4 protein-coding genes, 4 tRNA genes and 8 rRNA genes (1 of these 16 cut by a window edge) are annotated in these 19,557 nt (G+C 41.9%); 1 reads left to right on the top strand and 15 read right to left on the bottom strand.

Features of this window, described 5'->3' with window-relative positions; all coding sequences use genetic code 11:
- Positions 1-961 precede the first annotated feature (961 nt).
- Entirely contained in the window at positions 962-2,569 is a 1,608-nt protein-coding gene (locus tag G9F70_RS00755; RefSeq protein WP_224617775.1) for an IS1182 family transposase, read from the top strand.
- Between the two features lie 293 nt (positions 2,570-2,862).
- On the opposite strand, the gene rrf (G9F70_RS00750) is transcribed toward G9F70_RS00755, so the two are convergent.
- The 15 genes from rrf (G9F70_RS00750) to G9F70_RS00680 all read right to left on the bottom strand — a co-directional run.
- Positions 2,863-2,979, bottom strand: a 5S ribosomal RNA gene (gene rrf / locus G9F70_RS00750).
- An 81-nt stretch (positions 2,980-3,060) separates the two neighbouring features.
- Positions 3,061-5,986: ribosomal RNA gene (locus tag G9F70_RS00745) — 23S ribosomal RNA — on the bottom strand.
- 157 nt (positions 5,987-6,143) lie between these two features.
- A tRNA-Ile gene (locus G9F70_RS00740) sits at positions 6,144-6,220 on the bottom strand.
- Positions 6,221-6,225: 5 nt separating this feature from the next.
- Positions 6,226-6,301, bottom strand: a tRNA-Ala gene (locus G9F70_RS00735).
- Between the two features lie 172 nt (positions 6,302-6,473).
- Positions 6,474-7,992 (bottom strand): 16S ribosomal RNA (locus tag G9F70_RS00730).
- The 16S, 23S and 5S rRNA genes sit together here with 2 tRNA genes alongside, the layout of an rRNA operon.
- A gap of 559 nt (positions 7,993-8,551) precedes the next feature.
- A complete protein-coding gene (locus tag G9F70_RS00725; protein WP_224617360.1) occupies positions 8,552-8,806 on the bottom strand; it encodes a hypothetical protein in 255 nt (84 codons plus the stop codon).
- Positions 8,775-9,998, bottom strand: coding sequence for a transposase (locus G9F70_RS00720; RefSeq protein WP_224617359.1), 1,224 nt, complete (start codon positions 9,996-9,998; stop codon positions 8,775-8,777). The genes G9F70_RS00725 and G9F70_RS00720 overlap by 32 nt, the downstream gene beginning before the upstream one ends.
- A gap of 363 nt (positions 9,999-10,361) precedes the next feature.
- A tRNA-Ile gene (locus tag G9F70_RS00715) sits at positions 10,362-10,438 on the bottom strand.
- Between the two features lie 7 nt (positions 10,439-10,445).
- Positions 10,446-10,562: ribosomal RNA gene (gene rrf, locus G9F70_RS00710) — 5S ribosomal RNA — on the bottom strand.
- A gap of 81 nt (positions 10,563-10,643) precedes the next feature.
- Positions 10,644-13,581: ribosomal RNA gene (locus G9F70_RS00705) — 23S ribosomal RNA — on the bottom strand.
- Positions 13,582-13,899: 318 nt separating this feature from the next.
- Positions 13,900-15,418, bottom strand: a 16S ribosomal RNA gene (locus tag G9F70_RS00700).
- Positions 15,419-15,771: 353 nt separating this feature from the next.
- The gene (locus G9F70_RS00695; RefSeq protein ID WP_164948116.1) at positions 15,772-16,515 is read right to left on the bottom strand and encodes a peptidylprolyl isomerase; all 744 of its coding nucleotides are present in this window, start codon (positions 16,513-16,515) and stop codon (positions 15,772-15,774) included.
- 203 nt (positions 16,516-16,718) lie between these two features.
- A tRNA-Lys gene (locus G9F70_RS00690) sits at positions 16,719-16,794 on the bottom strand.
- Between the two features lie 5 nt (positions 16,795-16,799).
- A 5S ribosomal RNA gene (gene rrf / locus G9F70_RS00685) occupies positions 16,800-16,916 on the bottom strand.
- Between the two features lie 81 nt (positions 16,917-16,997).
- Positions 16,998-19,557: ribosomal RNA gene (locus G9F70_RS00680) — 23S ribosomal RNA — on the bottom strand (it continues 378 nt past the right edge of the window).

Raw genomic sequence — 19,557 nt, 5'->3', positions numbered from 1 at the left:
TTACACTTTTTATTTGAAATGAATAATCTGCGCCAACTGTTAAGCTGGTTAGCAAGCTCATTACATACTTTTTAGTCTTACGACTAAAATTACTTTTTTATCTAAAGTAATTAACTGGTCTAACGAAATATTATTTCGCTATTTTACCTATTTCTCTGTTTAATTTTCAAAGACCAATTTGCTTTGTCATCATGTGACGACTTCTATTATTTTACTTGGTATTGCTTGTTTTGTCAATAACTTTTTAAAATTAATTTTCATATAAAAATTTATTAAATCGTAATTGACATCTAACCTTCTGAGCCACTCTTTCGTGACTACAAGGAATATTCTATCATATACACATACAAGGCATTTATGCTAACTCTTGAAATACGACAATTATATTCACTATTCTCTATGTTACTACTAATTATTAACTTTATTCTATAGTGATACACTAGGATTAGTATACTATATTTTTATAATCAAAACGTTGAATTTAAACTTTTTGTACAAAATTTCACCTTCCTCTGCATAATCTCATAAAAGAAACCAACGCATCTGTAGAGAGGTTGATTTCTTTTTTATAAATAAGTTTGCTTTAACTTTCAAACTAATAAATTAAATCACCTTATTCTTTCACCACTAAATAAGTATCTCTTATTATCTAAAGTACTATACGTATAATATTACTATTTACCCAAAATCAGCTTTTGATTATTGGTTTTACCTAAATTTAGTTTCCTTTTAATAGTTTGGTTATAACTGACTGCAATACTAACTATATATTTAATTAATTCCTGTAACTGCTGATAACTCAATAATATTAGTCACATCTTTAATAAAAATAATTTCTTAACATAAAAATTAGGGGCTGTCTCAAAATAGAAAGTGATTTCTACAGCGAGATGGCTCTTTTTTTCTTTTCCAAATACAAAAGTGGACTCCAAGGAGTCCACTTTTGGTGTATAATTTAAATATGATAAATAAAGAAATTACACAAAAGAATTATACCAATAATTGCGAGGTTTATCAATTAGTTTTTCCTATTGAAACAGGAATTTTGATACCCGAGGATGATTCAGTGAGACTGCTAAGCCAAATATTGGAGGAATTATATTATAAAAATTTAAATGAGGCGTACTCTTCACAAGGAAGAAAACCGGCAGTTGAACCGAAGATTCTATTTAAAATATTAGTTTATGCTTATATGAATGACATTTATTCAAGTAGAAAAATAGAAAAAGCTTGTAAGCGAGACATCAACTTCATGTGGCTTTTACAAGGTCGAAAGGCCCCTGATCATAATACAATAGCTAGGTTTAGAAGCAAAAGACTTGTTGGTGTTGTAGATGATTTATTTAATCAATTAGTTGAAAAGTTAAAAACCTACGGTGAGGTTGAATTTAAGAATATATTTATTGATGGAACAAAAATTGAAGCCAATGCTAATAAGTATACTTTCGTATGGAAAAAATCTACGGATAAATTTCAAGCGAAGCTTCAAGAAAAAATAAAGGAAATTATTGAAAAAATAAATTTTGAATTTAAAACAGAATATATAATTTCAGAGCCGGAGGCTAAAATAGAATATCTTCAAGAGATTTTAAAATTTTTAAATAAAAATAGAGAACATGAGAATATAGAATTTGTGCATGGACAAGGCAAAAGAAAAACTAAAATACAGAAGTTTATAGAAAATCTTTCAGAGTTTATAGAAAAGCAAAAAAAATATGATGATTATACCAAAACTTTTGATGGGAGAAATAGTTTTTCAAAAACTGATAAAGATTCAACCTTTATGCATATGAAAGAAGATCATATGAGAAATTCGCAACTAAAACCAGGATATAACATGCAAATAGGAGTGGAAGGTGAATATATTGTTGGGATAGATATTTCTAGTGAAAGATCTGATCAACTTACTTTTATTCCGTTTTTAAAAAAATTAAGAGAAACATTATCACAAATATTTGATAGTGTAATAGCTGACGCTGGATATGAGAGTGAAGAAAATTATATGTATTTAGAATCCACTGGACAAAACACATTTATAAAACCTCAAACTTATGAAAGCATGAAAAAGAGAAGCTTTAAAAATAATATAAGCAAGCGAGAAAACATGAATTATGATGAAGTAAATGATGAATATACTTGCCATAACAATAAAAAATTAAAGGTTCTTTATAACACGATAAGAAAGTCAAAGTCTGGATATAAAGCTAGTGTAACAGTTTATGAATGTGAGGATTGTGATTCATGCCAGTATAAACCAAAATGTACAAAAGCAAAAGGTAACAAAAGACTAAGTGTATCTAAAAAATTTATACAAAAAAGATTAAAGTCATTAGAAAATATAACAAGTTTAGAAGGAATAATGTTAAGAACTAATAGGTCAATTCAAGTTGAAGGAGCATTTGGAGTTTTGAAAGAAGATCATGGGTTTAGAAGATTTTTAACTAAAGGAAAAATCAATGTTAAAACTGAATTTACCCTTTTATGCTTTGGATATAACATAAATAAATTTCATAACAAAATCCAAAATGATAGATGTGGAATTTTATTGCATGAAATAAAATCAGCTTAAAATTCAAAATCAAAAACAACATTTTATAATTAGGAGATTTAACAATCTTCTTTTTGTTGTACAAAAAAATAAAAAGGCACTAAAAAATAACAATGAAAACAGTGATTTTTATTAAAATCACTAAGGAAAAGAGGCTGTCTCTTCAAATGATTTTCTAATCATTTTGAGACAGCCCATTTATAAATAAGCTTACTAAATATATTATTTAATGTTTTCATTCTGTTGACATACGTCAACAAATTTAGGGCATACCAAAATAAAAACCACTAAGTTAGACTTAGTGGTTTTTTCTTACCTGGCGACGACCTACTCTCCCACAAAGTTACCCCTGCAGTACCATTGGCGCATTGAAGCTTAACCGACCTGTTCGGTATGGGAAGGGGTGTTACCTTCATGCCATAATCACCAGATTGAGAAAATTATATTCTCTCAAAATTGCACAGTGAAATTATCTTCTCGCTTTCGCTTGAAGCTTACGCTTTATATATATTAAGGTCAAGCCCTCGACTTATTAGTATTAGTCAGCTGAACATGTTACCATGCTTACACCTCTAACCTATCAACCTGGTGTTCTTCCAGGAGTCTTACTAACACCGTGCTTACGCACGAGTTATGGGAAATCTCATCTCAGGGTGGGCTTCACGCTTAGATGCTTTCAGCGTTTATCCCTTCCAAACATAGCTACCCAGCGATGCCACTGGCGTGACAACTGGTGCACCAGAGGTTTGTCCATCCCGGTCCTCTCGTACTAAGGACAGCTCCCTTCAAATTTCCTACGCCCGCGACGGATAGGGACCGAACTGTCTCACGACGTTCTGAACCCAGCTCGCGTGCCGCTTTAATGGGCGAACAGCCCAACCCTTGGGACCTACTTCAGCCCCAGGATGCGACGAGCCGACATCGAGGTGCCAAACCTCCCCGTCGATGTGGACTCTTGGGGGAGATCAGCCTGTTATCCCCGAGGTAGCTTTTATCCGTTGAGCGATGGCCCTCCCACGAGGTACCACCGGATCACTAAGTCCGACTTTCGTCCCTGCTCCACTTGTAGGTGTCGCAGTCAGGCTCCCTTCTGCCTTTGCACTCTTCGCGCGATTTCCAACCGCGCTGAGGGAACCTTTGAGCGCCTCCGTTACTTTTTTGGAGGCGACCGCCCCAGTCAAACTGCCCACCTAACAATGTCCTGTGACCAGATTCATGGCCTCCAGTTAGAACCTCAGTACTGTCAGGGTGGTATCCCAAGGATGACTCCACACAGGCTGACGCCCATGTTTCTCAGTCTCCCACCTATCCTGTACAGACAATACCGAAATTCAATGCTAAGCTACAGTAAAGCTCTACGGGGTCTTTCCGTCCAATCGCGGGTAGCCAGCATCTTCACTGGCACTACAATTTCGCCGGATGTGCTGTTGAGACAGTGCCCAAATCATTACGCCATTCGTGCGGGTCGGAACTTACCCGACAAGGAATTTCGCTACCTTAGGACCGTTATAGTTACGGCCGCCGTTTACTGGGGCTTAAGTTCATACCTTCGCTTGCGCTAAGTAATCCCCTTAACCTTCCAGCACCGGGCAGGCGTCAGCCCCTATACATCAGCTTTCGCTTTAGCAGAGACCTGTGTTTTTGCTAAACAGTTGCTTGGGCCTATTCTCTGCGACCTACTTTCGTAGGCACCCCTTCTCCCGAAGTTACGGGGTCAATTTGCCGAGTTCCTTAACAGCAATTCTTCCGATGGTCTTAGGATTCTCTCCTCACCTACCTGTGTCGGTTTGCGGTACGGGCACCAATATCCTCGATAGAGACTTTTCTTGGCAGCGTGGAATCAGATACTTCAGGAATAAATTCCCTTCCCCATAACATCTCAGCGTTAAGAGCAAACGGATTTGCCTGCTTGCTCCGCCTAAATGCTTAGACACACATCCAATAGTGTGCACATCTTATCCTCCTGCGTCATCCCATTTCTAATAACGTCCATTGGTGGTATCGGAATATCAACCGATTGTCCATCACCTACGCCTTTCGGCCTCGGCTTAGGTCCCGACTAACCCTGAGAGGACGAGCCTTCCTCAGGAAACCTTAGGTTTTCGACCGTTAAGATTCTCACTTAACTCTCGCTACTTATGCCAACATTCTCACTTCTGTACCGTCCACCACTCCTTACGGTATGACTTCAGCCAGTACAGAAAGCTCCTCTACCGCGTACACATAGTGTACACCCATAGCTTCGGTGGTAAGTTTTAGCCCCGGACATCTTCGGCGCAGGATCTCTTGACTAGTGAGCTATTACGCACTCTTTGAATGAGTGGCTGCTTCTGAGCCAACATCCTAGTTGTCTTAGAAATCCCACATCCTTTTCCACTTAACTTACACTTTGGGACCTTAGCTGATGGTCTGGGCTGTTTCCCTTTTGACTACGGATCTTATCATTCGCAGTCTGACTGCCGAAATAAAAGTATATGGCATTCGGAGTTTGATAGGGTTCAGTAACTGTTGTCAGCCCCTAGCCCATTCAGTGCTCTACCTCCATTACTCAATTAATCGACGCTAGCCCTAAAGCTATTTCGAGGAGAACCAGCTATCTCCGAGTTCGATTGGAATTTCTCCGCTATCCACAGCTCATCCCATGGTTTTTCAACACCAACGTGGTTCGGACCTCCACGGAATTTTACTTCCGCTTCATCCTGGCCATGGATAGGTCACCCGGTTTCGGGTCTACGACATGCAACTATAGCGCCCTATTCAGACTTGGTTTCCCTTCGGCTCCGTACCTTAAGTACTTAACCTTGCTACATATCGTAACTCGTTGGCTCGTTCTACAAAAAGCACGCCGTCACACATAAAAAGTGCTCCGACCGGTTGTAGGCACACGGTTTCAGGTTCTATTTCACTCCCCTTCCGGGGTTCTTTTCACCTTTCCCTCACGGTACTTCTTCACTATCGGTCACTAGGTAGTATTTAGCCTTGGGAGGTGGTCCTCCCTGCTTCCCACAAGGTTTCACGTGTCTCGTGGTACTCTGGATTAGATCTGACTGTTTTTCCTTTTCATTTACAGGCCTATTACCTTCTGCGGAGCAGCTTTCCAGCTATCTTCAATTAAGGAATTGCAGTATTTATGATCTATCCTCAACCCCTAGGTCAAAGACCTAGGTTTGGGCTCTTTCCCTTTCGCTCGCCGCTACTTAGGAAATCGATGTTTCTTTCTCTTCCTCCGGGTACTTAGATGTTTCAGTTCCCCGGGTCTACCTCTGCATACCTATTTATTCAGTATGCAGTACATAGTTGTTACTATGTGGGTTCCCCCATTCGGAAATCTTTGGATCACTGGCTATTTGCGCCTACCCAAAGCTTATCGCAGCTTAACGCGTCCTTCTTCGGCTCCTAGTGCCAAGGCATTCGCCATGCGCCCTTTGTAGCTTAACCTTTATCTTTATCTACTTGCGTAGATAATTTCGTTTATTTACATAAACGTTTTAATTCATTTTGCGAAATTGTATTAAATTCATCTATACACCATTTACATGGCTTTAAATCTTTTAAACAACTTTAATTTCACTATGCAATTTTCAAAGAACATAAATGGTGGGTCTAAATGGACTCGAACCATCGACTTCTGCCTTATCAGAGCAGCGCTCTAACCAGCTGAGCTATAGACCCATTAATGGTGGAGGTAAAGGGAATCGAACCCTTGACCCCCTGCGTGCAAGGCAGGTGCTCTCCCAGCTGAGCTATACCCCCATTTTTAAAATTTCATTTTAGAAAAACTATTTATTAGTTAACGCCTAAGAGTCAACTAAAATTAGTCTCTCAAAATTAAACAGAGAATAGGTTACGAGTAATTACAGTAGATATTTTTGAAGAATAAATTCTTCTTGTTGCATTGACCGAAGTCTTTGCATCTACTCCCTAGAAAGGAGGTGATCCAGCCGCAGGTTCTCCTACGGCTACCTTGTTACGACTTCACCCCAATCATCAATCCCACCTTCGGCCGCTGGCTCCTTACGGTTACCTCACGGACTTCGGGTGTTACCAACTCTCATGGTGTGACGGGCGGTGTGTACAAGGCCCGGGAACGTATTCACCGCGACATGCTGATTCGCGATTACTAGCAACTCCGGCTTCATGTAGGCGAGTTGCAGCCTACAATCCGAACTGGGATGAGTTTTTGAGTTTGGCTCCACCTTGCGGTCTTGCATCTCTTTGTACTCACCATTGTAGCACGTGTGTAGCCCTAGACATAAGGGGCATGATGATTTGACGTCATCCCCACCTTCCTCCCGGTTAACCCGGGCAGTCTCACTAGAGTGCTCAACTAAATGGTAGCAACTAATGATAAGGGTTGCGCTCGTTGCGGGACTTAACCCAACATCTCACGACACGAGCTGACGACAACCATGCACCACCTGTCACCCTGTCCCGAAGGACTTCGCCCATCTCTGGGTTATGCAGGGGATGTCAAGTCTAGGTAAGGTTCTTCGCGTTGCTTCGAATTAAACCACATGCTCCGCTGCTTGTGCGGGCCCCCGTCAATTCCTTTGAGTTTTAATCTTGCGATCGTACTCCCCAGGCGGAATACTTATTGTGTTAACTGCGGCACCGAGGTTCGACCCCCGACACCTAGTATTCATCGTTTACGGCGTGGACTACCAGGGTATCTAATCCTGTTTGCTCCCCACGCTTTCATGCCTCAGCGTCAGTTACAGTCCAGTAAGTCGCCTTCGCCACTGGTGTTCTTCCTAATCTCTACGCATTTCACCGCTACACTAGGAATTCCACTTACCTCTCCTGCACTCTAGACACCCAGTTTCAAATGCAGCACCCAAGTTAAGCTCGGGTATTTCACATCTGACTTAAATGTCCGCCTACGCATCCTTTACGCCCAGTAAATCCGGACAACGCTTGCCACCTACGTATTACCGCGGCTGCTGGCACGTAGTTAGCCGTGGCTTCCTCCTCTGGTACCGTCATTATCGTCCCAGAAGACAGAACTTTACAACCCGAAGGCCTTCATCATTCACGCGGCGTTGCTGCGTCAGGGTTTCCCCCATTGCGCAATATTCCCCACTGCTGCCTCCCGTAGGAGTCTGGACCGTGTCTCAGTTCCAATGTGGCCGATCACCCTCTCAGGTCGGCTACGCATCGTTGCCTTGGTGGGCCGTTACCTCACCAACTAGCTAATGCGCCGCGGGTCCATCTCAAAGTGGAATTCTCTAAAAGAAAATTCCTTTGATGTAAAGGTCATGCGACCAAAACATATTATGCGGTATTAATCTCCCTTTCGGGAGGCTATTCCCCTCTTTGAGGCAGGTTACCCACGTGTTACTCACCCGTCCGCCGCTAATCCACCCCGAAGGGTTTCATCGCTCGACTTGCATGTGTTAGGCACGCCGCCAGCGTTCGTCCTGAGCCAGGATCAAACTCTCAATTTAAAAGTTTACACTTTTTATTTGAAATGAATAATCTGCGCCAACTGTTAAGCTGGTTAGCAAGCTCATTACATACTTTTTAGTCTTACGACTAAAATTACTTTTTTATCTAAAGTAATTAACTGGTCTAACGAAATATTATTTCGCTATTTTACCTATTTCTCTGTTTAATTTTCAAAGACCAATTTGTCTTTATCGTTAATTATTCGTAACGACAAGGAATATCTTATCATAAGAATATAGTTTTGTATTTAAACTAATGTTTATATAATGACATTAGTGTTTATTTACTCTATATTACTCAAAAATACTAATAATTAACTATACTGACACGCCTGAATAAGTGTCCATATGTTTCTTGTTAACTTTCCTTTATAAAAGCAATTATTATTAATTTTTACTTCATACAATACATGTTAATGCTTTATCTTATTCTTTAATTATTTAGAATTTATATGAAAAGTCTTAATAATTTTAATGTTATTTAAAATAAAACACTTTTAAAGAACAAAATCTCCCTACGGTCGAGTAAAAACCCTTATGCCAAGCAAATATGATAATTTCATCGTCCTTTAATTATCATATTTGCATCACATTCTGGGCATAGAACAATAGGACTACCACTCTTCTTGTCAAATTCCTCAGGTGTATAACATTCAAACGCAACAAATTCTGGTACCTCTTCTTCATACCCACATTTCTTACATTTAAAAAGTATCATCTTATCGGGCCCCTCTGTTTGAAATGGTATCTCCCTTTCATCCATTTTAATTTTAAAAATCCTTTTAATACGTTCCCATATCATAAATATACCCATACTTTCTGTGCCAAATTTGGAATAACTCCATTAGCTGACCGCATTTTGAACATTTCCCTGGATCTTTAGAAAAATTAATAATCATTAATTCTCTATACTTCATTTTTCTTATTTCCTTTTTCCAATTTATTTTTAATGTGTACTGAATTGCTTTAAGCCCACTTTTTATGTATTGCAATAAACCAAAACATTTTCTAATCTTTATACTTATACTTCCAGCATATACTCCATATAATCTAACCATTTTAAAATATTTAGGCGATATATGCATTAGTAACCTGCCTATAAACACTTGTGCCGTAACTGTTTCTTCTACTCTCTCATTAGTTTCATGACTCTTATACCAAAACGTTACATTTTTCCCATCATAGCTAAGTATTCTATATTCTGCTATCGCAGGTCTTGCTAAATATCTACCGATATATCTTGCTGCACCTCTTGCACTTTTCATTCTTGATTTGGCATTTATGTAAAATCCGTTAGGATAATCTTTGAACATTTTTAAGTACTCTGCTTTTTTATCTGGGTTTTTACTAACCATATAATTTATTAATTTGTACTGCCAAACTTTTCTAAAATATTTATAGTCAAAGAATTCCATATCCTTAACTTCATTATCCCTTGTTTTTATTTCTGGAACCAATGCATGCACATGTGGGTTAAACCCTATATTCCTTCCAAAAGTATGCACTACGCCAATCATTCCACTTTGCCAAAGCACTCCACCTTTTTTGCTTCTTTTCTTCTTTTTATATTCTTCTCTATTTTTATAGTTTACACCATTTGCAAACTCATTTATAACCTCATATACCATGTCTTGCAGGTCTTTCAGACTCTCTCTATTCCAAAAAAAATATTTTCTGTACTCAGTCGGTATCGTAAAAACACAATGCCTATGTGGAACATCCAAGATTTTACTTACTTGTTTCTCTACCCATTCGCTTATGTATTTTTTACCACATTTACTACAAAACCTACTTTTACATGTAAATCCTATTTTAAATACTTCCAGACATTTTAAACATATGTACGCAACAAAACCTAATGAAATATCTCCACATCCTATCATTTTCATTACTTCGATATTCATATGTTCTCTCATCTTTTCAGGATACTTTTCTTTATTCAATTTCCAAAACTTTGAATAATTATCTTCAAATATTTGTTTTATGGTAATCTTATTTTTTCTCATGATTTAATCATCTCATATTTATCTGATTTTTTCTATATATCTTTTAGCTAGAATGTTATCCACAGCGGCTTCCGCAAGCTGTTTCCTATATAATAAAAAAAATTGACATAAATAATTATGCCAACCCTTCTTTAATATATGTGGGTAAATATAAAACCTAACTTTACAGTTAGGCTTTTGTAAGTATATTTATATTAAAAGTATATTTTATTATAATTTATACAAAATGTATCCACATTATCCCCGCATATTCGCATGATTTATGTTAATAAAAAAATGTATTACTACAACTTACATAGCATATAGTTTTTAAACTACAATACATAACGAAAATAAAAAGACAGTTCTAATAGAACTGTCTTTTGGTGGACCTTCAGGGACTCGAACCCCGGACCGACCGGTTATGAGCCGGTAGCTCTAACCAGCTGAGCTAAAGATCCATTTTTTACCTGGCGACGACCTACTCTCCCACAAAGTTACCCCTGCAGTACCATTGGCGCATTGAAGCTTAACCGACCTGTTCGGTATGGGAAGGGGTGTTACCTTCATGCCATAATCACCAGATTGAGAAAATTATATTCTCTCAAAATTGCACAGTGAAATTATCTTCTCGCTTTCGCTTGAAGCTTACGCTTTATATATATTAAGGTCAAGCCCTCGACTTATTAGTATTAGTCAGCTGAACATGTTACCATGCTTACACCTCTAACCTATCAACCTGGTGTTCTTCCAGGAGTCTTACTAACACCGTGCTTACGCACGAGTTATGGGAAATCTCATCTCAGGGTGGGCTTCACGCTTAGATGCTTTCAGCGTTTATCCCTTCCAAACATAGCTACCCAGCGATGCCACTGGCGTGACAACTGGTGCACCAGAGGTTTGTCCATCCCGGTCCTCTCGTACTAAGGACAGCTCCCTTCAAATTTCCTACGCCCGCGACGGATAGGGACCGAACTGTCTCACGACGTTCTGAACCCAGCTCGCGTGCCGCTTTAATGGGCGAACAGCCCAACCCTTGGGACCTACTTCAGCCCCAGGATGCGACGAGCCGACATCGAGGTGCCAAACCTCCCCGTCGATGTGGACTCTTGGGGGAGATCAGCCTGTTATCCCCGAGGTAGCTTTTATCCGTTGAGCGATGGCCCTCCCACGAGGTACCACCGGATCACTAAGTCCGACTTTCGTCCCTGCTCCACTTGTAGGTGTCGCAGTCAGGCTCCCTTCTGCCTTTGCACTCTTCGCGCGATTTCCAACCGCGCTGAGGGAACCTTTGAGCGCCTCCGTTACTTTTTTGGAGGCGACCGCCCCAGTCAAACTGCCCACCTAACAATGTCCTGTGACCAGATTCATGGCCTCCAGTTAGAACCTCAGTACTGTCAGGGTGGTATCCCAAGGATGACTCCACACAGGCTGACGCCCATGTTTCTCAGTCTCCCACCTATCCTGTACAGACAATACCGAAATTCAATGCTAAGCTACAGTAAAGCTCTACGGGGTCTTTCCGTCCAATCGCGGGTAGCCAGCATCTTCACTGGCACTACAATTTCGCCGGATGTGCTGTTGAGACAGTGCCCAAATCATTACGCCATTCGTGCGGGTCGGAACTTACCCGACAAGGAATTTCGCTACCTTAGGACCGTTATAGTTACGGCCGCCGTTTACTGGGGCTTAAGTTCATACCTTCGGCGGGAACGAATTCCCGACTAAGTAATCCCCTTAACCTTCCAGCACCGGGCAGGCGTCAGCCCCTATACATCAGCTTTCGCTTTAGCAGAGACCTGTGTTTTTGCTAAACAGTTGCTTGGGCCTATTCTCTGCGACCTACTTTCGTAGGCACCCCTTCTCCCGAAGTTACGGGGTCAATTTGCCGAGTTCCTTAACAGCAATTCTTCCGATGGTCTTAGGATTCTCTCCTCACCTACCTGTGTCGGTTTGCGGTACGGGCACCAATATCCTCGATAGAGACTTTTCTTGGCAGCGTGGAATCAGATACTTCAGGAATAAATTCCCTTCCCCATAACATCTCAGCGTTAAGAGCAAACGGATTTGCCTGCTTGCTCCGCCTAAATGCTTAGACACACATCCAATAGTGTGCACATCTTATCCTCCTGCGTCATCCCATTTCTAATAACGTCCATTGGTGGTATCGGAATATCAACCGATTGTCCATCACCTACGCCTTTCGGCCTCGGCTTAGGTCCCGACTAACCCTGAGAGGACGAGCCTTCCTCAGGAAACCTTAGGTTTTCGACCGTTAAGATTCTCACTTAACTCTCGCTACTTATGCCAACATTCTCACTTCTGTACCGTCCACCACTCCTTACGGTATGACTTCAGCCAGTACAGAAAGCTCCTCTACCGCGTACACATAGTGTACACCCATAGCTTCGGTGGTAAGTTTTAGCCCCGGACATCTTCGGCGCAGGATCTCTTGACTAGTGAGCTATTACGCACTCTTTGAATGAGTGGCTGCTTCTGAGCCAACATCCTAGTTGTCTTAGAAATCCCACATCCTTTTCCACTTAACTTACACTTTGGGACCTTAGCTGATGGTCTGGGCTGTTTCCCTTTTGACTACGGATCTTATCATTCGCAGTCTGACTGCCGAAATAAAAGTATATGGCATTCGGAGTTTGATAGGGTTCAGTAACTGTTGTCAGCCCCTAGCCCATTCAGTGCTCTACCTCCATTACTCAATTAATCGACGCTAGCCCTAAAGCTATTTCGAGGAGAACCAGCTATCTCCGAGTTCGATTGGAATTTCTCCGCTATCCACAGCTCATCCCATGGTTTTTCAACACCAACGTGGTTCGGACCTCCACGGAATTTTACTTCCGCTTCATCCTGGCCATGGATAGGTCACCCGGTTTCGGGTCTACGACATGCAACTATAGCGCCCTATTCAGACTTGGTTTCCCTTCGGCTCCGTACCTTAAGTACTTAACCTTGCTACATATCGTAACTCGTTGGCTCGTTCTACAAAAAGCACGCCGTCACACATAAAAAGTGCTCCGACCGGTTGTAGGCACACGGTTTCAGGTTCTATTTCACTCCCCTTCCGGGGTTCTTTTCACCTTTCCCTCACGGTACTTCTTCACTATCGGTCACTAGGTAGTATTTAGCCTTGGGAGGTGGTCCTCCCTGCTTCCCACAAGGTTTCACGTGTCTCGTGGTACTCTGGATTAGATCTGACTGTTTTTCCTTTTCATTTACAGGCCTATTACCTTCTGCGGAGCAGCTTTCCAGCTATCTTCAATTAAGGAATTGCAGTATTTATGATCTATCCTCAACCCCTAGGTCAAAGACCTAGGTTTGGGCTCTTTCCCTTTCGCTCGCCGCTACTTAGGAAATCGATGTTTCTTTCTCTTCCTCCGGGTACTTAGATGTTTCAGTTCCCCGGGTCTACCTCTGCATACCTATTTATTCAGTATGCAGTACATAGTTGTTACTATGTGGGTTCCCCCATTCGGAAATCTTTGGATCACTGGCTATTTGCGCCTACCCAAAGCTTATCGCAGCTTAACGCGTCCTTCTTCGGCTCCTAGTGCCAAGGCATTCGCCATGCGCCCTTTGTAGCTTAACCTTTATCTTTATCTATTTGCATAGATAATTTCGTTTATTTACATAAACGTTTTAATTCATTTTGCGAAATTGTATTAAATTCATCTATACACCATTTACATGGCTTTAACTTATTAAAACAACTTTAATTTCACTGTGCAATTTTCAAAGAACATTTTTAGAAAAACTATCTATTAGTCAACTCCAAGGAGTTAACTAAGATTAGTCTCTCAAAATTAAACAGAGAATAGGTTACGAGTAATTACAGTAGACATTTTGAAAAATAAAATTAATTATTCTTCTTGTTGCATTGACCGAAGTCTTTGCATCTACTCCCTAGAAAGGAGGTGATCCAGCCGCAGGTTCTCCTACGGCTACCTTGTTACGACTTCACCCCAATCATCAATCCCACCTTCGGCCGCTGGCTCCTTACGGTTACCTCACGGACTTCGGGTGTTACCAACTCTCATGGTGTGACGGGCGGTGTGTACAAGGCCCGGGAACGTATTCACCGCGACATGCTGATTCGCGATTACTAGCAACTCCGGCTTCATGTAGGCGAGTTGCAGCCTACAATCCGAACTGGGATGAGTTTTTGAGTTTGGCTCCACCTTGCGGTCTTGCATCTCTTTGTACTCACCATTGTAGCACGTGTGTAGCCCTAGACATAAGGGGCATGATGATTTGACGTCATCCCCACCTTCCTCCCGGTTAACCCGGGCAGTCTCACTAGAGTGCTCAACTAAATGGTAGCAACTAATGATAAGGGTTGCGCTCGTTGCGGGACTTAACCCAACATCTCACGACACGAGCTGACGACAACCATGCACCACCTGTCACCCTGTCCCGAAGGACTTCGCCCATCTCTGGGTTATGCAGGGGATGTCAAGTCTAGGTAAGGTTCTTCGCGTTGCTTCGAATTAAACCACATGCTCCGCTGCTTGTGCGGGCCCCCGTCAATTCCTTTGAGTTTTAATCTTGCGATCGTACTCCCCAGGCGGAATACTTATTGTGTTAACTGCGGCACCGAGGTTCGACCCCCGACACCTAGTATTCATCGTTTACGGCGTGGACTACCAGGGTATCTAATCCTGTTTGCTCCCCACGCTTTCATGCCTCAGCGTCAGTTACAGTCCAGTAAGTCGCCTTCGCCACTGGTGTTCTTCCTAATCTCTACGCATTTCACCGCTACACTAGGAATTCCACTTACCTCTCCTGCACTCTAGACACCCAGTTTCAAATGCAGCACCCAAGTTAAGCTCGGGTATTTCACATCTGACTTAAATGTCCGCCTACGCATCCTTTACGCCCAGTAAATCCGGACAACGCTTGCCACCTACGTATTACCGCGGCTGCTGGCACGTAGTTAGCCGTGGCTTCCTCCTCTGGTACCGTCATTATCGTCCCAGAAGACAGAACTTTACAACCCGAAGGCCTTCATCATTCACGCGGCGTTGCTGCGTCAGGGTTTCCCCCATTGCGCAATATTCCCCACTGCTGCCTCCCGTAGGAGTCTGGACCGTGTCTCAGTTCCAATGTGGCCGATCACCCTCTCAGGTCGGCTACGCATCGTTGCCTTGGTGGGCCGTTACCTCACCAACTAGCTAATGCGCCGCGGGTCCATCTCAAAGTGGAATTCTCTAAAAGAAAATTCCTTTGATGTAAAGGTCATGCGACCAAAACATATTATGCGGTATTAATCTCCCTTTCGGGAGGCTATTCCCCTCTTTGAGGCAGGTTACCCACGTGTTACTCACCCGTCCGCCGCTAATCCACCCCGAAGGGTTTCATCGCTCGACTTGCATGTGTTAGGCACGCCGCCAGCGTTCGTCCTGAGCCAGGATCAAACTCTCAATTTAAAAGTTTACACTTTTTATTTGAAATGAATAATCTGCGCCAACTGTTAAGCTGGTTAGCAAGCTCATTACATACTTTTTAGTCTTACGACTAAAATTACTTTTTTATCTAAAGTAATTAACTGGTCTAACGAAATATTATTTCGCTATTTTACCTATTTCTCTGTTTAATTTTCAAAGACCAATTTGTTTTATCATCATGTGACGACTTCTACTATTATACTAGGCATCTTTTAATTTGTCAACACTTTTCTATAATCCTTTAAATTTAAATACTACAAATATTTCTCTATAGTATTAATAAAAACCAATATTAGTAATAACATTGGTTTTTATATTAAAAATAATATATACTTTTATTTTAATTCTACAGCATATTTGTTTTTTAATTCCGTTACAGAACTTATATATTTCTCATTTTGTTTTTGATGTAAAATATTTTTTACAATCACATTCCTAGATTCTTCCAAAGATTTTACATCTTGTAAACTTTTCTCATCTAATTGTATTAAATGATATCCGAATTGAGTTTTAACAGGCTCACTTATTTCCCCAACTTGTAATTCAAAGGCCGCCTTTTCAAATTCAGGAACCATTCTACCTCTAGTAAAACTACCTAAACTTCCACCTTGAGCTGCTGATGGACATTTAGAATATTTTTGAGCAGCTTCTTCAAAAGACATTCCATTAGCTATTTCTAATTTAATTTCTTGCGTTTGCTCCAAGGTATCTACTAATATATGTTTAGCTGATGCAGTCTCTTCACTTTTAAACATTTCACTATTAGTTTCATAGTATTTTTGAATTTCTTCTTCAGTTATATCTACATCAGCCATTATATTTTTTACACCTATTTGTATTAAAATATCCTTTTCTATCAACTTTACTTGTTCTATATACTCTGGATCCTTTTTCATATCATTATCAAGAGCATAATTATATATTAATTCAAAATTTATTATCTGCTCTAAGAATTGTTTTTTACCTTCTTCTGTTTTGTAGTGCTCTCGTGTTTCATTTGGAAACCTTAATAATGATCTTTCTATATCTTTTTCAGTGATTTCACTTCCATTTACTATAGCTAAAACTTTATTCTCCATAATTACTCTCCTTTAAAATTATATATTTTTATTAATATGATAACATAAAATTAGTTAAAAACAAAATCAATAAGTGTAATTTATTTAAATATAAATATATTTAATATAGAATTTAATTTGACCAAGCTATATTACTTCAAAATTCTCGAAATTTACCTAAATATCAAGAATAAAAAAAGCACTTCATAAAGAAGTGCTTTTTTTGGTGGCTTACCGGGGAATCGAACCCCGGACACCATGATTAAAAGTCATGTGCTCTACCAACTGAGCTAGTAAACCATGTTACCTGGCGACGACCTACTCTCCCACAAAGTTACCCCTGCAGTACCATTGGCGCATTGAAGCTTAACCGACCTGTTCGGTATGGGAAGGGGTGTTACCTTCATGCCATAATCACCAGATTGAGAAAATTATATTCTCTCAAAATTGCACAGTGAAATTATCTTCTCGCTTTCGCTTGAAGCTTACGCTTTATATATATTAAGGTCAAGCCCTCGACTTATTAGTATTAGTCAGCTGAACATGTTACCATGCTTACACCTCTAACCTATCAACCTGGTGTTCTTCCAGGAGTCTTACTAACACCGTGCTTACGCACGAGTTATGGGAAATCTCATCTCAGGGTGGGCTTCACGCTTAGATGCTTTCAGCGTTTATCCCTTCCAAACATAGCTACCCAGCGATGCCACTGGCGTGACAACTGGTGCACCAGAGGTTTGTCCATCCCGGTCCTCTCGTACTAAGGACAGCTCCCTTCAAATTTCCTACGCCCGCGACGGATAGGGACCGAACTGTCTCACGACGTTCTGAACCCAGCTCGCGTGCCGCTTTAATGGGCGAACAGCCCAACCCTTGGGACCTACTTCAGCCCCAGGATGCGACGAGCCGACATCGAGGTGCCAAACCTCCCCGTCGATGTGGACTCTTGGGGGAGATCAGCCTGTTATCCCCGAGGTAGCTTTTATCCGTTGAGCGATGGCCCTCCCACGAGGTACCACCGGATCACTAAGTCCGACTTTCGTCCCTGCTCCACTTGTAGGTGTCGCAGTCAGGCTCCCTTCTGCCTTTGCACTCTTCGCGCGATTTCCAACCGCGCTGAGGGAACCTTTGAGCGCCTCCGTTACTTTTTTGGAGGCGACCGCCCCAGTCAAACTGCCCACCTAACAATGTCCTGTGACCAGATTCATGGCCTCCAGTTAGAACCTCAGTACTGTCAGGGTGGTATCCCAAGGATGACTCCACACAGGCTGACGCCCATGTTTCTCAGTCTCCCACCTATCCTGTACAGACAATACCGAAATTCAATGCTAAGCTACAGTAAAGCTCTACGGGGTCTTTCCGTCCAATCGCGGGTAGCCAGCATCTTCACTGGCACTACAATTTCGCCGGATGTGCTGTTGAGACAGTGCCCAAATCATTACGCCATTCGTGCGGGTCGGAACTTACCCGACAAGGAATTTCGCTACCTTAGGACCGTTATAGTTACGGCCGCCGTTTACTGGGGCTTAAGTTCATACCTTCGGCGGGAACGAATTCCCGACTAAGTAATCCCCTTAACCTTCCAGCACCGGGCAGGCGTCAGCCCCTATACATCAGCTTTCGCTTTAGCAGAGACCTGTGTTTTTGCTAAACAGTTGCTTGGGCCTATTCTCTGCGACCTACTTTCGTAGGCACCCCTTCTCCCGAAGTTACGGGGTCAATTTGCCGAGTTCCTTAACAGCAATTCTTCCGATGGTCTTAGGATTCTCTCCTCACCTACCTGTGTCGGTTTGCGGTACGGGCACCAATATCCTCGATAGAGACTTTTCTTGGCAGCGTGGAATCAGATACTTCAGGAATAAATTCCCTTCCCCATAACATCTCAGCGTTAAGAGCAAACGGATTTGCCTGCTTGCTCCGCCTAAATGCTTAGACACACATCCAATAGTGTGCACATCTTATCCTCCTGCGTCATCCCATTTCTAATAACGTCCATTGGTGGTATCGGAATATCAACCGATTGTCCATCACCTACGCCTTTCGGCCTCGGCTTAGGTCCCGACTAACCCTGAGAGGACGAGCCTTCCTCAGGAAACCTTAGGTTTTCGACCGTTAAGATTCTCACTTAACTCTCGCTACTTATGCCAACATTCTCACTTCTGTACCGTCCACCACTCCTTACGGTATGACTTCAGCCAGTACAGAAAGCTCCTCTACCGCGTACACATAGTGTACACCCATAGCTTCGGTGGTAAGTTTTAGCCCCGGACATCTTCGGCGCAGGATCTCTTGACTAGTGAGCTATTACGCACTCTTTGAATGAGTGGCTGCTTCTGAGCCAACATCCTAGTTGTCTTAGAAATCCCACATCCTTTTCCACTTAACTTACACTTTGGGACCTTAGCTGATGGTCTGGGCTGTTTCCCTTTTGACTACGGATCTTATCATTCGCAGTCTGACTGCCGAAATAAAAGTATATGGCATTCGGAGTTTGATAGGGTTCAGTAACTGTTGTCAGCCCCTAGCCCATTCAGTGCTCTACCTCCATTACTCAATTAATCGACGCTAGCCCTAAAGCTATTTCGAGGAGAACCAGCTATCTCCGAGTTCGATTGGAATTTCTCCGCTATCCACAGCTCATCCCATGGTTTTTCAACACCAACGTGGTTCGGACCTCCACGGAATTTTACTTCCGCTTCATCCTGGCCATGGATAGGTCACCCGGTTTCGGGTCTACGACATGCAACTATAGCGCCCTATTCAGACTTGGTTTCCCTTCGGCTCCGTACCTTAAGTACTTAACCTTGCTACATATCGTAACTCGTTGGCTCGTTCTACAAAAAGCACGCCGTCACACATAAAAAGTGCTCCGACCGGTTGTAGGCACACGGTTTCAGGTTCTATTTCACTCCCCTTCCGGGGTTCTTTTCACCTTTCCCTCACGGTACTTCTTCACTATCGGTCACTAGGTAGTATTTAGCCTTGGGAGGTGGTCCTCCCTGCTTCCCACAAGGTTTCACGTGTCTCGTGGTACTCTGGATTAGATCTGACTGTTTTTCCTTT

This window comes from Clostridium sp. FP1 (assembly GCF_011065975.2).
In the GTDB taxonomy this organism is placed as follows: Bacteria; Bacillota; Clostridia; order Clostridiales; family Clostridiaceae; genus Clostridium_AD; species Clostridium_AD tagluense.
This window is presented reverse-complemented; position numbering and strand designations above follow the sequence as displayed.